The 16,185-nt window shown below is 34.6% G+C and carries 11 protein-coding genes; 2 read left to right on the top strand and 9 right to left on the bottom strand.

What is annotated here, in order from left to right; translation table 11 throughout:
- Positions 1 to 2,559: a M56 family metallopeptidase gene (locus K7G79_RS07975; protein ID WP_223550829.1), complete on the top strand. Its 2,559-nt coding sequence runs from the start codon at positions 1 to 3 to the stop codon at positions 2,557 to 2,559.
- A 500-nt stretch (positions 2,560 to 3,059) separates the two neighbouring features.
- Positions 3,060 to 3,212 (top strand): SsrA-binding protein, encoded by a 153-nt coding sequence (locus K7G79_RS07970; protein WP_223550828.1) that lies wholly within the window; start codon positions 3,060 to 3,062, stop codon positions 3,210 to 3,212.
- Between the two features lie 10 nt (positions 3,213 to 3,222).
- On the opposite strand, the gene manA is transcribed toward K7G79_RS07970, so the two are convergent.
- The 9 genes from manA to K7G79_RS07925 form a co-directional block, all read right to left on the bottom strand.
- Entirely contained in the window at positions 3,223 to 4,431 is a 1,209-nt protein-coding gene (gene manA / locus K7G79_RS07965; protein WP_223550826.1) for a mannose-6-phosphate isomerase, class I, read from the bottom strand.
- Positions 4,432 to 4,707: 276 nt separating this feature from the next.
- Complete coding sequence (locus tag K7G79_RS07960; protein WP_223550824.1) at positions 4,708 to 5,148, bottom strand: heavy-metal-associated domain-containing protein; 441 nt, start codon at positions 5,146 to 5,148, stop codon at positions 4,708 to 4,710.
- A 31-nt stretch (positions 5,149 to 5,179) separates the two neighbouring features.
- Positions 5,180 to 6,946, bottom strand: coding sequence for an efflux RND transporter periplasmic adaptor subunit (locus K7G79_RS07955; RefSeq protein ID WP_223550823.1), 1,767 nt, complete (start codon positions 6,944 to 6,946; stop codon positions 5,180 to 5,182).
- 2 nt (positions 6,947 to 6,948) lie between these two features.
- Positions 6,949 to 7,659 carry a hypothetical protein gene (locus tag K7G79_RS07950; protein WP_223550821.1) on the bottom strand — a complete coding sequence of 237 codons (711 nt, stop codon included), beginning with the start codon at positions 7,657 to 7,659 and terminating at the stop codon, positions 6,949 to 6,951.
- A gap of 2 nt (positions 7,660 to 7,661) precedes the next feature.
- Positions 7,662 to 10,163: a heavy metal translocating P-type ATPase gene (locus K7G79_RS07945; protein ID WP_223550820.1), complete on the bottom strand. Its 2,502-nt coding sequence runs from the start codon at positions 10,161 to 10,163 to the stop codon at positions 7,662 to 7,664.
- A gap of 1 nt (position 10,164) precedes the next feature.
- The gene (locus tag K7G79_RS07940; protein WP_223550818.1) at positions 10,165 to 11,445 is read right to left on the bottom strand and encodes a TolC family protein; all 1,281 of its coding nucleotides are present in this window, start codon (positions 11,443 to 11,445) and stop codon (positions 10,165 to 10,167) included.
- A gap of 2 nt (positions 11,446 to 11,447) precedes the next feature.
- Positions 11,448 to 11,801, bottom strand: a complete 354-nt coding sequence (locus tag K7G79_RS07935; RefSeq protein ID WP_223550817.1) for a four helix bundle protein — start codon at positions 11,799 to 11,801, stop codon at positions 11,448 to 11,450.
- A 36-nt stretch (positions 11,802 to 11,837) separates the two neighbouring features.
- Positions 11,838 to 15,554: an efflux RND transporter permease subunit gene (locus K7G79_RS07930; protein ID WP_223550815.1), complete on the bottom strand. Its 3,717-nt coding sequence runs from the start codon at positions 15,552 to 15,554 to the stop codon at positions 11,838 to 11,840.
- A gap of 106 nt (positions 15,555 to 15,660) precedes the next feature.
- The gene (locus tag K7G79_RS07925) at positions 15,661 to 16,065 is read right to left on the bottom strand and encodes a hypothetical protein (RefSeq protein WP_370634199.1); all 405 of its coding nucleotides are present in this window, start codon (positions 16,063 to 16,065) and stop codon (positions 15,661 to 15,663) included.
- Positions 16,066 to 16,185: the final 120 nt, after the last annotated feature.

The following is a 16,185-nucleotide window of genomic DNA, read 5'->3' as shown; positions in this document are numbered from 1 at the left end:
ATGGAATATTTACTTAAAGCAAGCTTAGTCCTCATTATTTTTTATGGCTGCTATAAACTGTTTCTACAACGCGATACCTTTTTTCAGTCCAATCGTTGGTTTTTGTTAATAGGATTACTAACGACATTTACCTTACCTTTTGTTATCATTCCTATTTATATTGAATACACGCCTACCCCTATAGAACATCTGGTTTTTAATGAACCTATAACAACTGAAGAAACTATTGAAACCCAAGTTTCTTTATGGTATTATTTAGGCATTATCTATTTAATTGGCTTTAGCTTTTTCGCCTTACGGTTTTGCATTCAATTAGTGTCCTTGCTTTGGTTAATTGCCAAAAACAAGAAACATAAACAACACGGGTATACCTTAATTGAAACCACTAACAACACCCCGCCGTTTTCATTTTTTAGGTGGATGGTCTATAACCCCAAGCAATTTAACAGTAAAGAACTAAAGCATATTATTTCGCACGAACGTGTACACGTCAAGCAATATCATACGTTAGACATTATTATATCACAATTGGCATCCATTACCTTTTGGTTTAATCCCATAAGCTGGTTTTACAAAAAGGATTTACAGCAAAACCTTGAGTTTATTGCAGATTATAAAGCGTTGAATAACACGTTTTGCACAAAAAGCTATCAGGAATTACTACTAAAAACCAGTGTTCCCGATTTTAAAATGGCACTGACCAATAATTTTTATTCATCATTAATCAAAAAACGAATCGTTATGTTACACAAATCAAAATCAAAAAAACGAAATCTATTTAAGTATGCCTTAGTACTGCCCATTTTAGTCTTGTTTTTAATGAGCTTTAATATTGAAGAGATTTATGTTGCAAGGGCTTTAAACCAAAGTAATCAGAAACAAAAACTAGCGGAAACTTACATCATCAAAAAAAACACTTCAGATACCGAATTAAAGGAAATTAAAGAAAAAATAACTGACAAAGGCGGCACTTTTACATACACACACCAAAGAGATAGCCGTAATAACATTATAGATTTAGAATTTGAAATAAAAAATAACGGTATCGGAAATTATAAAAGCGAACAACCTTTTAAAGAAGTATATTTTGGCACATTGAAAGGCGGCGGTATTTTTATTGCTGAAGATGAAAAAAACTATAAGAATTTATTGAAAAGAGAAAAAGTAGAGGCAAACAATCTGAAATCAGAAAACATAAAAATTTTTTTCAATAAGGACTTAACTGATTATGATCTTAAAAAGATTGAAAAAAAGCTTAAAAAACAGAATATCATATTTACATATTCCAATTTGGAAAGAAATGAAAAAGGCGAAATTTCCAAACTAAAAACCAAGTTTGAAGATAATGGTGGCTTTTGCACAACCAATTCTTATGAAAATCCTATAAAACCATTTTATTTTCACACGTATGGAGACGAATTTGGTGTAAAATTTCTTGAAAACGAAGTAAAAGAAGAACCATCTTCCACTAAAGGCGTTGCTATTACGCAGAAACCTTTAAAACCATTTAGCATCACAATTACCAAGGATTTTACAAATCAAGACTTAGAAAGTACCATTGCAAAGGCTAAAGAAAAAGGCACAACACTTAAGTTCAACAAGATAAAACGAAATGCTGAAGATGAAATCATTGCCATTCATGCCGAATTTAAAAACGATAATTCTGCAGGAACAATCACTTTTAATTCAGATGTACCGATAAAACCCTTCGCCTACTCTCAAGATAATTATAATAATGGCTTTGGAAAACCTAAAACAATATCCATTATTGGCTACGGAAACAACACCATTAAAACTACCACACCTGTTTTCTACCAAGGCAGTAAAACTACAGCTACAGATAGCATTTATTTTACAAACAACATTTTTTTTCCTAGTGACACCATAATTGTAAAAGGGTTTAGTACAATCCAAGGAAAAGAACCACTTTATATTATAGATAGTGTTGAGGTTGGCCCTGAACGCATAAAAAGTATACATCCAAATAGAATACAGTCTGTTACCGTTTTAAAAGATGCTGCATCAGTCTCTATTTATGGTGAAAAAGCTAAAAATGGCGTTGTCATAATTACAACAAAAAAAGATTGGGAAACCAAGTTTATTGTTGGCAAACCTTTTAATTCTGAAAATAATCAAGAAGAGTTTGTTATTACTGGTACTGTTATCAATACGAAAGGCTTGGGTTTACCTGGCAGCGAGATTGAAATTAAAGGAAGGGATGAAGGAGCAGTGTCTGATTTTGATGGCAACTATTCAATAAAAGTCACTAAAGGAGATGTCCTTATTTTTTCATATATAGGAATGGTTACAAAAGAGATTAAAATTAATAATAATAATAAAGTAAATGTCATATTAGAAAAAGATAACACAACAATTTTTGAAGAATTTCGAAAAGCGCTTTTTATTATAGATGGCAAAGAAGTAACCTACACAGAGCTTGAAAATTTAGATCCAAACACCATTGAATCCATGACTGTGTTTAAAAACAAAGCTGCTACTAAAAAATACGGTGACAAAGGCAAAAACGGAGTCATAGAAATTACGACAAAAAAAGACTAACTCAAAACAAAGAGCACTTCAAACTAGACACCTTTTATAGGTGTCTTTTTTTATACTCAAAAGTTTCACAAAAAGATGAAATCTAAAAAAACCCACCCGTTTTAAACAAAACTGGTCTAGGTTAAAAAAAATAGCACTGAAAATCCCCTACAATTATTTCAATTTATAATAATATTAAATAAATATATTACATATAATAACTTAATCGTAGACTAATAATTACATATTGTAGTTTATTACATTTTTTTACTTACATATTTGTATCTAAATCCATGAATTTCCATTAAAACCTTTGGAACTAGGGTGCTTAAACATATATATTGAAAACTCAATTGCAAAACAAAGTATATTTTATTAACCCTAAACTCGAAAATTATGATAACACTTGCTGAAATAATAATCGATTTAATTCTATCGATTATTGTCTAAAAAACCAAAAAGTAAAGCTTAGTCTAGAATAAGTTTTACTATTTTTACCTTGATTAAGAATGGTTTGATAAATGAAAAAGCAGGTTTTTAAAGTTTTAGCAAAGGTTAATAAAGCAATACTTCCTAGTTATTCAAAAAAGAATTTAGATTTAGCAAAAGCCAGTAAGTTACAATTGGTCATTATTGGCTGGCGATGGTATGTTACCCGAAACGCTTTAGATTAAGCACATACCTTTATGGTGTTGTCGCTTTATATAGCGTAGCAGATGGCGTCAATGAACTTATACCATAGTTACAATTGGATTCTAAGAAGACCGATTCTCCTTTAGACAACATTAATATCTTATCGGCTTCAGAAACTTCTACTTTACCGTCAATAACTATTAAAATCTGGGCAGACTTTGCCTTAGAACTATAGTCATTCGAATCAATCACCTCTATTTTGCTTAATTCAAAATCTGGAGCAGGGGTTTTATACACGCGTTCCATCCCGTCGGTTTGCAGCTCACCTACCATCACATTAGGAATGGTCGCTTCAAAAGCTACATGCTTAAGCAATTCAGGCACGTCAACATGCTTAGGAGTTAATCCGCCTCGCAATACATTATCGGAATTCGCCATAAGCTCCATATTCTGCCCCTCTAAGTAGGCATGGGGAATGCCCGCATCCTGAAAAACAGCTTCCCCAGGGTTTACCTTCACGATATTAAAAAAGTAAATGGAATAAATGCCTTTATCAAAATTCGTTTTATCTTCAGCAGCATCAACAGCTTTGGCAGCCCAATAATCCGGACTTGATTTTTCCAATTTTCCCGATTGGTATAAAGGCAAAATACGATTCACTAAAGGCTTTAGCACTTTATTACACGCATGAGTAGTTTGCTCCATAACATTTCTGTACAAGCCTAAGTAACCTTCATTAGCAAAAACAGGCAACAAATAGTTAAACTCTGGAACATCTTGCAGTATTTTAATTAGCTTATCTCTAGTCAAAAAACCATGAAGCAACCAAAATTCACTTAACGCAACCATAATCTCAGGTTTATGGTTATCATCCTTATAATTTCTATGGCTTGCTGCAATGGGAATACCTAATTCATTTTCTTTCTTAAAGCCTTTTTCGGCTTCTTTTTTAGTGGGATGTACTTGTATGGACAACATATCATGAACATCCAGAACCTTAAACAGAAAAGGTAATCTTCCAAAAGTTTTGGCTACATCAGTTCCCAAATTAGTACTAAGATTGGAATTTAAAAATTCATTTAATGGTAATCGTTCCCCAGATGATGTTTCAATCACAGAAGGGGCATTGTCATGGGCCCCTAACCAATATTCGGCATATGTTTTATTATCTGGGGTCATGCCCAAAAGGTTTGGAATAAAAGTTTTGCCTCCCCAGGCATAGTGTTGCAGTTTTCCCTTTAGTATATGCAATTTCGACATTTTATCTTAATACAACTTTAAGCAGTTAAATATTATCCTACAAATTTAAGCTAAACCTCATTAATATTGGAGTATAAGTTAACTTTACTTAAGGATTAAAGCCACAATACTTTTTTGGTTTAAATTGTATTATGGCTTTTAATTCTACCCTACATCTTAATGCCCTCTTTTTTATTGGCATTTCCGAAACGATATAAGCATTTATTATTGAAACACTTAAAAAGGTTTGTAATTAATTTTAAAGAAAAGGATGTTTAGCCTTTGTTATCTTAAAAATTAATGTTCGTGAATGGTAGAGTCTGCTTCTTTATTCTCACCTGTTTGATTCATTAACATAGTATGGTCGTATTGACAACATCCCGGTAAATTGTTATAAGCCTCTTCGCTTCCTAATACTTTTTCTGTATCGTAACCCGAAGCAGCAATTGCATTATGAACAGCCATTTCATCTGTTTTTGAACCATCAAAAGCGACGTCGATTTTCTTTTTGTCTTTATCCCAATTGGCAGTTGCAACACCTTCAACACTATTTGCAGCTTTTTCAATGGTCTTTTTACACATACCACAATTACCTCTTACGCCAAAAGACAACTCTGTCATTGCGATTTCTGTTGAAACTTCAGTAGTTGTAGTGTCTACTTCTTTTTTTGATTCATTTTTACAACTTGTAAAAACCATAGTTACTATTAAAGCTGCACTTAGAATTACTCTTTTCATTGTTTAAAATTTAATTATTATTTGTGTTAATTTATTCTATTACTTGTTTTACTTCTCCACAGGTAAGCATGGCGTCTCCAAAATAGGGGTTAAACACCTTTTCCTCCTTGCTCATCCAATAGCCTCCCTTGTTGTTGTCTGCCATGGGGCAAAATTCAACAAATACCTTTTCGTTAATCCCAAATAACTGTACGGCTCTTATTAAATGCAGGGATAACGCTTTAAAGCTGGCTCTTTGCTCTTCAATATCTTTTGAATTTGAAATTAATGTTGCCAAAGACTCAATTTCCTTTTCCAGTTCTTCCCAATGGTACTGTGCCTTGCCCTTTATTTCAATATCTATTTTTGATAAACTAGTTAATAGTTTTTTTGAATCTTCCATAGCATTACTGCCCTGCCCCTTGACCAGATTACTTTTTAAATCGATATAATTATCGTAAACCTGTTTTAGATAGTTCTGGAATTTCTTTGAAACTTCCAATCTTTCTGTATTACTGGTATATCCATCAGCATTTTTAGATCTGTTGTTTCCTGTGCTTAAATGCTCTTCATGACCGATGGCCTCCTTCCCGGTCCCATCATTCATCATAGATTTTTTACCTTGCAACTGTGCAGCTGCATCAACAGTAAACGTACCATTTGTGACTATTTCATTTCCAGCAAACAAACCTTCTAACACCTCATAGCTATCTCCTATTTTGTTTCCTAAAGACACTTCTTTCATTTCAAAAATCGGTGCATTGGGATTTGTTTTGAGATACACAACAGAACGCTCGCCTGTCCAAAGAATTGCTGAAGACGGAATGACCAACACTTCATTTGAGGTGTTTTTAGCCCCTTCAATTTTAGCAGATACGAACATGCCTGGTTTAAAAACATCATCCTTATTATTTAAAACCACCCGTAGATTTACCGTTCTCGTTTTGGTATTTAAAACTGGGTCTATAAAGTTAACCGTTCCTTTAAATGATGCGTTGGGATAGGCATTTGTGTATATGACAACGCCCTGCCCTTTTTTAAAAAGATCTATTTGATTTTCATACACGTCAAAATTTGCCCAAACGGTATTTAAGTTTGCGATTCTAAATAAGGCTTGACCCTGTTTAATATAATCGCCTTGCTCAACCAATTTTTCGATAACTGTCCCAGAAACCGTAGCATATACAGGAAAATTTTCCAAAACTTTGCCTGAACTTTCAACTTGGTTGATTTGATTTTCAGATAGTTTCCAAAGCTTCAACTTATTTCGAACTGCTTTATACAATTCAGGTTGCAATTCCTTTAAAGATGCTGCTGTTAATAACTCTTGCTGGGCCGCATACAATTCGGGAGAATAAATGGTCGCCAACAACTGACCCTTACGTACTTCTTCACCAGTAAAACTGATGTTTAAACCTTCTATTCTACCTGAAAAATAACTAACCTGTACTGCATTGGTTTCTTCATTTTCAACTATTTTACCTGATAATTTTATGACATTATTACCTATAGTATCCTCCATACCAACAACAGTAGTTTGTATGTTCGCTAATGCCATAGCATTTGGCGTTAACTTAAACTGGTCTGCCGTTAAGCCATCTGCAGTCACTTCGGCTGGAATTAAATCCATCCCACAAATAGGGCAATCGCCAGGTTCTGGTTGCATAATTTGAGGATGCATAGAGCAGGTCCACATTTGTTTAGATTCTGCAACTTCATTTTGATCTTGGTTTTCTTGATTAGATGAGCCGCCAAAGAGCAACCACCCCAAAAACATGCCAAACACTAATATACCTGAATAGACAATATATTTTTTCATTTTTATTTATTTTTTCTTTTTAAAATATTTCTTATTGTTGGTGATGATGTATACCATAGTAAAAAGCCACTTAAAACTGTTATTAACCCCAAAAGGGAAAACGCTCTTAAAATAGTAGTATTAAAGTTATCCCTACTTTCATAATCCATGGTGTGAGTCATCCATAAAAAGTCAAACCAACGCCATCTACGATGTTTTACAGTTTGAAATTGACCATCCGCAACTGAAACATAGGCTTTTAAAACATCATTTGTTTTATATGAAATGACATAAGCTGGCAATAATCGTTCACGATATTCGTGATGTTTATCCACTGCTTCTATTTTTTCTATAGATGTTACTTCCAAATTGTTTTTCAAATAACTTTGTGCAACATAAAGAGCCTCTTCTTCTGTAATGCCAGATTTTGGATTTCCATTTAATGCATTAAATAACCGCTTTTGGTTTATCCAGTAGTAAGGTGTGTTATTTATGTCTCTTAAATCAATAGTTTGAATACCATTGTCTATATTAAGTTGAGAGGGATTAATTAGATTTTTAAATGCTTTGGGTTGACGATCTAGATTTTTATAATGGTCTCCGTGAATATCATCAATATCCGTCCAACTAAAATACAAACCACTCATTGTCCAAAACAGAAATTGGATTCCCAAAAACAAACCTAAATAGCGGTGCGTTTTTCTAATTTTTAATGCTGTGTGCCTGTTTATCATAATTAAATATTGATACTTCTTAATCTTAATGCATTTGCTATTACCGATACCGAACTAAAGCTCATGGCCAATGCAGCAATCATGGGGGATAATAATATCCCAAAAAACGGAAACAAAACACCTGCTGCAATGGGTACACCCAAGGTATTGTAAATAAGAGCAAAGAACAGATTTTGCTTAATGTTTGTCATTATAGCATTGCTTAAATAACGTGCTTTAACTATACCTTGCAAATCTCCTTTTACCAGTGTTATCATAGCACTTTCAATAGCTACATCTGTTCCTGTTCCCATAGCAATACCCACATCACTTTTTGCCAATGCAGGTGCGTCGTTAATACCATCACCAGCCATGGCCACTACTTTACCGCTTAATTGCAACTTCCCTACTTCCTTAAGTTTGTCTTCTGGCAACATACCAGCCCGAAATTCCGCAAGATTTAATTCTGAAGCCACTGCTTGAGCAGTTTCGTGATTATCGCCTGTTAACATTACCACATCAACCCCTGTGTTTTGTAGTGCTTTAATAGCTTTTGCACTGGTTTCCTTTATTTTATCACCAATAACTACATAACCAACCACATTATTATCTATAGCAAGATAAGACACCGTTTTACCTTGTTTTTGATAGCTTTTAGCTTCCTCTTCCATTATGGGCGTAACTAAGGCATTAGCATATTCCATCATTTTTGGATTACCCAGTGACACTTTTTTACTATTGATCTCGGCCATAACACCTTTTCCAGTTACTGCCCTAAAATTGTTGGATTTTAATATTTCTGCATTATGCTCTTTACCATATTTAATGGTGGCTTCCGCTAGTGGATGTTCACTGTTTGTGTTTAACGAAACGATGTGGTTAAGCACTTCATTTTTATTGAAACCATTACTAAAAGCACTTACCTTTTGAACGGTTGGCTTACCTTCGGTTATGGTTCCTGTTTTATCTATTATTAGTATATTAACTTTATTCATTTTTTCGAGTGCTTCAGCGTTTTTAATCAACACCCCATTTTGGGCACCTTTACCCACACCAACCATTACCGACATTGGTGTTGCTAAGCCCAAAGCACAAGGGCAAGCAATTATCAAGACTGAAATAGCATTGACCAACGCATAAACATACACAGGGGCAGGGCCCCAAATTGACCAAACAATAAAGGTGATAACTGAAATCATCACTACTAATGGAACAAAATAACCAGATACTTTATCGGCTAAATTCTGGATTGGTGCACGACTTTTACTAGCATCATTCACCATTTGGATGATTTGGGAAAGCATGGTATTACTTCCCACTTTTTCAGCTTTCATCAAAAAGGCCTGATTGCCGTTAATTGTTCCGCTACTTACCTTGTCATCCTTTATTTTGTTTACCGGAATAGGTTCACCTGTAATCATGGATTCATCAACACTGGTTTCGCCTTCTGCTATAATGCCATCTACAGGAATTTTGTCGCCCGGTTTTACTTTTAAAATATCTCCTATTTCAATCGTATCAATGCCAACTTCCACCTCTTCACCATCAAGTATTTTAATGGCTTTATTAGGTGCTAACTTCAATAATTCCTTTATAGCCGAATTGGTTTTACTGTGTGCTCGCGCTTCTAATAATTGCCCTAACAAGACCAAGGTTAAAATAACCGTAGCAGCTTCAAAATAGACATGTACCGCACCAGATTCAGTTTTAAACTGCTCAGGGAACACATTTGGAAACATCATACCAACAACGCTAAATAACCATGCCACACCTGCACCAATACCAATAAGTGTAAACATATTCAGGTTCCACGTTTTAATACTTTTGTATGCGCGTTCAAAAAACATCCAAGTAGAATGAAATACTACCGGAATCGATAAAACCAATTGTATCCAATTCCAATATCTCTGGTCCATTATATCATACAACACATTGTTATTGAACATTTCACTCATTGCTATCAAAAAAATGGGTAGCGTAAATGCTGTAGCCAACCAAAACTTTTTCAAAAGTTTTTTATAGGTCTTTTCTTCTGCTGAAAGGTCTGGTTGCATTGGTACTAAATCCATACCACAAATAGGACATGGCCCTGCTTCCTCTTTTACAATTTCGGGATGCATAGGACAAGTCCATTGTTCAACCGATACTTTAGATAGATTTTGTTCCTCCACCAAATCCATTCCACAAACAGGACAATCACCATGTTTATCATAGGTTTTATCGCCTTCGCAATGCATTGGACAATAAAATATACCTGTGCCTTTTCCTTTTGATTCCTTTTCTTTTTTTGGTTCTAAATGATGGCTGTGTTCACCTTGATTATGAATACTATATCTATCACCATCATCTTTTAAAACCTTTTGAAGGGTTTCCAAAGGAATATGCTGTTCCATTTCGATAGTCGCTTCGGCTTTCTCAAGATTAACCGATACTTTAGAAACACCTGTTACTTTTGAAAGTGTTTCTTCTACGTGACTACGACACCCGTTACAAGTCATTCCGCGTATATGATAAGTGTGTTCCATTTTAATTCACTAAATAATTAATGATTGTACTTTGTACATAGTAGGTTTTAACGGCTTCAATTTGGCTTATTTGAAACTTTAGCTGTAATTCCTGAATGTCAAGAACATCATTAAAATCAATTGTTCCCGTTTCATAGCTTTTAATCAGTATATCTTCTGCATCTTTAGTTCGATTTAAATTTTTGGTCGCTGTATTATTACTTATCCGTGCTGCAACTCGTTCATTTATTGCTTTATCCAAAAGGGTTTCCAAGCTATTTAATCGCTCTTGTTTTTGGTAGTTAATTTCCTGTTTCTCAAGTTCATTCTGTTTGGTTACCGACTTGTATTTTTTACTAAAAATGGGAATGGACAGCGTTACCATAGGCATAACAATATCTTTTCCGTTATCGGTAAAAGTCATATCTGGACGTGGCTCAACATTAATATAGTCCAAACCAAAACCTATCATTGGACTGCTTTTCTTTTGGTTTAAAAATTCCGATTTTCCAATAGATTGATAAAGTTTATCATACTTCAATAATTCAGGATGCACCTCTAAATTTTCAATATTAATTTCAAAATCCTCTAAAGGAATCGTTAGGCTATCTACTATAGTAACGGTAACTTTATTTTCCCTATTTAAAAGATTATTGAAATTTGTTTGTTCAGCCAAAAACTGTTGTTGCAATACCTCTTTTAATTGCTGCAAATCGTTTTGACGCATTTGCAAACGCAAGACATCTACTGCAGATGCCTTTCCTACCTCAACCGATGTTAATGCTATGGTTTCGTAGGTTTTCAACAAGTTGATGTTTTCAATCAATACTTTCTGTTTTGCCTTGTTTGCATATAAGTTATAATAGGATTGCGAAACCAAAAGCATTAATTTGCGCTTAGCAATCACAATATCTTCATATTTAGCATCGGCTAACGCAATCACATAGTTTTCTCGTGAGGTTATTGTACCAAACCAGGGTAACATTTGCTTTACCGAAACTTTAAAACGCTGGGCACCAGTTCTTGTTTCTGGTTCACTCACAAAATAGCCAACACCAAATTCGGTATTGGGAATTGCGTTGGTCTCATTCACTTTTTCGAAAGCTCTTTTATGCTGCAGCTCAAACTTTTGAATTTCGGGATTGTTTTCCAAAGCTTCATTTACCAATACATTCAGTGATTGACTATTTATTAAGTGTACAGAGAAAAGTAAAAAAATAATAATTAAGACGCTTTTAAAGTGAAAAACTAAAAGTGAAAAACTAAAAATCAACTCTTCTATGATGTATTTTAACTTTTTCATTTTTAAACCTTTGATTTAAATGTTTTTATTGAACTTACCAACATGGCTACTAATTCTTTATTTAAATTAGAATGTTTTTTATACGCTTCAATACTTAAATAATCTGTATCCTTTAATAAATCTAACCAATACAGTGTTTCATTAGCCTCTTTTAGAGAAACACTCATTTTATTGATAAAATCTTTTTTGCTTTGTGCAAATTCGGCTTCACGAATAAGCGCTCCAATAGCAGTACCACTTCTTAAAAGCTGTTTGCTTAAAGTGTACTGCTTATTTTCAGAAATTAGTTTTTGCGACAATCTCACAATAAGAATTGCAAACTCGTAACTTTTATCCTTTAAAATACTTTTACTCATAATTTTTCATGCTTTCTTTCAACCTTCTCCATTTATCTATTCACTTTTCACTTTTATTTTTTCTCTTTTTATTTTCAATTCTGCTTTCCAACTGTATAATACCGGTACTACAAATAGGGTTATCAATGCTATCAACATCCCACCAAAACTTGGTACGGCCATCGGAATCATAATATCGCTTCCCCGTCCTGTTGAAGTCAATATAGGCAATAAGGCTAAAATGGTAGTTGCTGTAGTCATTAAACACGGTCTTATACGTTTTTCACCAGCTTCAATTATTGAAGCCCTTATCTCCTTTGTAGTTTCTGGTGTGTTTCTGTTAAACGTCTGGGTTAAATAGGTTGCCATTACCACACCATCATCGGTTGCTATGCCAAAAAGTGCAATAAATCCAACCCATACCGCAACACTTAAATTAATTGGATGCATTTGGAATAGGTCCCTTAGATTTTCTCCAAAGAAACTGAAGTTTAAAAACCAACTTTGGCCATATAACCAAATCATTAAAAACCCTCCTGCAAAAGCCACTGCAATTCCAGAAAATACCATTAATGACGTTCCTACAGAACGGAATTGAAAATATAAAATCAAAAAGATAATAGCTAATGCCAAGGGTACAACTACCGATAAGGTTTTTTCGGCCCGTAATTGATTTTCATAAGTCCCCGTAAATTGATAGTTGATACCTTTTGGCACAACTAATTCACCTGTGTCAATTTTACTTTGAATCAATGCTTGGGCATTTTCAACTACATTTACTTCTGCATAACCATCCTTTTTGTCAAATAATACATAACCTACCAAAAAGGTATCTTCACTTTTTATGACTTGTGGCCCTCGTTCGTAACGAATGGTTGCCAATTCGCTTAATGGAATAGGCTTTCCTTTTTCAACAGGTATATAAATTTGCCCTAAATCGCTTGGATTTTCCCTTAATTCCCTTGGGTAGCGTACACGAACTCCATAGCGTTCCCGTCCTTCAACAGTTTGGGTTAAAGGCATCCCGCCAACTGCAACTTTTAAAACGTTTTGTACTTCTTCAATACTCACGCCATATCGTGAAATTTTCGCTCTATCAATATCTATTAACAGATAAGGTTTCCCAACAATTCGGTCTGCAAATACGGCTTCTTCCTTAACACCATTTGCTTCTTTTAATATGCTTTCCAATTGTATTCCAAAAGCTTCAATTTGTTTTAAATCTTGACCTTTTATTTTAATACCCATTGGCGCACGCATACCTGTTTGTAGCATTACCAATCGGGTTTCGATAGGTTGTAGTTTTGGTGCAGAAGTAACCCCTGGCAGCCTAGTAACCTTTACAATTTCGTTCCAAATGTCGTCTGGTGATTTTATTTCAGATCGCCAATTACGGTAGAACTCGCCATGATCGTCTGGAATTAGTTGTTCTTTTAAATTGAAAGATGGCCACACCTCGCGTTGTTCTGCTAGCAATAACATTCCGTTTTTTAATACAAACGCACCTTCTTCATTTACTTTGTATCGCTGGCGTTCTCCTTCTTCATTCAACATATATTCTGGTTTGTACAGAATGATGTTTTCATACATTGATAACGGTGCAGGATCTAAAGCCGATTCTGTTCGACCTGCTTTACCAACCACGGTTTCAATTTCTGGAATACTTGCTACTGCCATATCCAGTTGCTGTAACACACGTTTGTTTTCTTCTATTCCCGAATGTGGCATAGAGGTAGGCATTAACAGAAAAGAACCCTCGTTTAATGATGGCATAAACTCTTTACCTGTATTTTTCATTATGAAAAAACCAGCGATCACAATTGCGGTTGGAATGGATAGAAACAGTAGTTTATTATTTAAGCACCACCTTAAAATACGTGTATAGAACTTAATGAATAATGAGAAAATACCTAATAAACCAAAGCAAATAACAGCTACAAAAATGAGATTTAAAAAGATACCCTCATTCACGCCTAAAGGACGCCAGTATTCTGCTAGCAAGAATACAATTGCAGATGCCGAAGTAATGATCTTTGCAAGGCTTGCCTTTTTATCTGAAATCTTATTTTGAACATTCAATATTGCCACAATACCAAATCCAATCAAAATCAATCCTAACCAATAACCGTAAAATAGAACTGCAACACCTAAGGCGATTAAAACACCATTTAAAACATATTTAAAATTCTTTTTAAGGCTCTTCTTTCTGAATAAAAATGCAGCAAAGGGTGGAATTAAAAATAACGCCACAATAATTGATGCCGTTAATGCAAATGTTTTGGTAAAGGCTAAGGGCCGGAATAGTTTACCTTCAGCACCTATCATTGTAAATACCGGAATGAAACTGATAATGGTTGTCATAACGGCGGTTATAATGGCACCCGAGACTTCTGCCGTTGCATTATAAACTATGGTATTTATAGATAGTTTGTCTTCATTTTCATCGAGATGGCGAATAATGTTTTCTGAAAGTATGACCCCAACATCTACCATAGTACCAATAGCAATAGCTATACCCGATAGCGCTACAATATTGGCATCTACACCAAAAGCTTTCATCGCTATAAAGACCATTAAAACGGCTACGGGCAATAACCCAGAAATCAATACCGAGGCCCTAAGATTAAATACCATGATGATGATGACCAATATGGTGATGAGTATTTCTAAGGTTAATGCTTCATTAAGTGTCCCTAATGTTTCCTGTATCAGTTCTGTTCTATCGTAAAAAGGAACAACCGTTACTTGTGAGGTGGTACCATCGGCCAGGGTCTTTGTTGGCAAACCTGTACTTAATTCGTTTATTTTTGCCTTTACTTTGTTGATCACTTCCATAGGGTTTGCACCATACCGTGCCACAACAACACCACCAACAACTTCTGCACCTTCTTTATCTAAAATACCTCTACGGGTTGCAGGACCTAAGGACACTTTAGCAACATCTTTAATTTTGATAGATGTATAATCTTCTGAAATCACTACTGCATTTTCGATGTCTGCAATAGATTTTACATAACCCAAACCACGTACCAAATATTCGGCTTGGTTTATTTCCAAAGTTTGAGCGCCAATATCACGATTACTTTCCTTAACTGCTTTTACAATGTGATGCAAACCAATATTATATTGGCGCATTACCTCTGGGTTTACATCCACTTGATATTCTTGAACATAACCACCAATAGAAGATACCTCGGACACCCCTCTTGCCGATGACAAGGCATATTTTACGTAGTAATCCTGAATGCTTCGCAATTCGTGTAAATCCCAACCACCAGTTACATTACCATTTTCATCGCGGCCTTCTAATGTGTACCAAAATATTTGCCCTAACCCTGTAGCATCTGGACCCAAAGCAGGGTTAACACCTTCTGGGAGCAACCCACTAGGTAAGGAATTGAGCTTTTCGAGAATACGGCTTCTACTCCAATAAAACTCTATATCTTCATCAAAAATGATATAGATACTAGAAAAACCAAACATAGACGAGCTGCGTATGGTTTTAACTCCCGGAATACCCAGCAATGAGGTCGTTAATGGATAAGTAATCTGGTCTTCTATATCTTGAGGGGAACGACCATCCCATTTGGTAAACACGATTTGTTGATTTTCACCTATATCTGGAATGGCATCTACTGCTACTGGATTACTTGGCAAAAAACCAGTATCCCAGTTAAAAGGTGCATTTGCAATTCCCCATCCCGTAAAAAGAACAAGCAATAATACAGCTACGAGTTTATTCTCTATTAAAAATTTAATGCTTTTATTTAACATGGTATTTGATAATTAAACCATTAGACATTGATGTTAAGAAAACATCAGATACACGAAATTATCCATACAACAAATCGTTATTGGATAATGTAATAAAGGTCTAAAATCAAATTAAATAAGTCTCATCAAGCTTGTATATTTGCCTGACGACAAGAGGAGGTTTATACGCTTTATAAACGTTGATATTCTTATTAAATCCTTCAAAAGAATCTAAATACGCATGTATGAAGGAAACCACAAACTGTTGTTGCTCAAATGACAGCTGATCTATTGGTAATTTTAATTCATCCTGCCCATTAACTACCGATTGCTCATCGCTACAACAATTCTTTTTGGAAACCGAACAGCTATCGGTCGAAGGATTCTGCATTTCCATACCACAACCCTTAGCTTTTTTAAAGATAGCCATTTCCACTAAAACATCACTGCAATAATGCATATTTACAGTAAATGACATGGTGGAAAAAAACACCAAAAATGCCATAAATACAGATATTACTTTATGCAGCAATTGTTTTATCATAAAGCAAAACTACAAATTTTTATTATAGAATGTTGTTTTTAACAAAAAATTAAAGTCCTTCATATTGATGCAATTAAAATTAAAAAAGATAATAAAAACCATATATCT

This window comes from Aestuariivivens sp. NBU2969 (genome assembly GCF_019931125.1).
Classification (GTDB): Bacteria; Bacteroidota; Bacteroidia; order Flavobacteriales; family Flavobacteriaceae; genus Aestuariivivens; species Aestuariivivens marinum.
Note: the sequence above shows the minus strand (reverse complement) of the source record. Positions and strands in the feature narration are given on the sequence as shown.

Bases quoted from the DNA above. Each gene is read 5' to 3' on its own strand.
- manA (WP_223550826.1), bottom strand. From the start codon at position 4,431: ATGTCGAAATTGCATATACTAAAGGGAAAACTGCAACACTATGCCTGG.
- K7G79_RS07945 (WP_223550820.1), bottom strand. From the start codon at position 10,163: ATGGAACACACTTATCATATACGCGGAATGACTTGTAACGGGTGTCGT.
- K7G79_RS07930 (WP_223550815.1), bottom strand. From the start codon at position 15,554: ATGTTAAATAAAAGCATTAAATTTTTAATAGAGAATAAACTCGTAGCT.
- K7G79_RS07950 (WP_223550821.1), bottom strand. From the start codon at position 7,659: ATGATAAACAGGCACACAGCATTAAAAATTAGAAAAACGCACCGCTAT.
- K7G79_RS07935 (WP_223550817.1), bottom strand. From the start codon at position 11,801: ATGAGTAAAAGTATTTTAAAGGATAAAAGTTACGAGTTTGCAATTCTT.
- K7G79_RS07940 (WP_223550818.1), bottom strand. From the start codon at position 11,445: ATGAAAAAGTTAAAATACATCATAGAAGAGTTGATTTTTAGTTTTTCA.
- K7G79_RS07960 (WP_223550824.1), bottom strand. From the start codon at position 5,148: ATGAAAAGAGTAATTCTAAGTGCAGCTTTAATAGTAACTATGGTTTTT.
- K7G79_RS07970 (WP_223550828.1), top strand. From the start codon at position 3,060: ATGAAAAAGCAGGTTTTTAAAGTTTTAGCAAAGGTTAATAAAGCAATA.
- K7G79_RS07955 (WP_223550823.1), bottom strand. From the start codon at position 6,946: ATGAAAAAATATATTGTCTATTCAGGTATATTAGTGTTTGGCATGTTT.
- K7G79_RS07975 (WP_223550829.1), top strand. From the start codon at position 1: ATGGAATATTTACTTAAAGCAAGCTTAGTCCTCATTATTTTTTATGGC.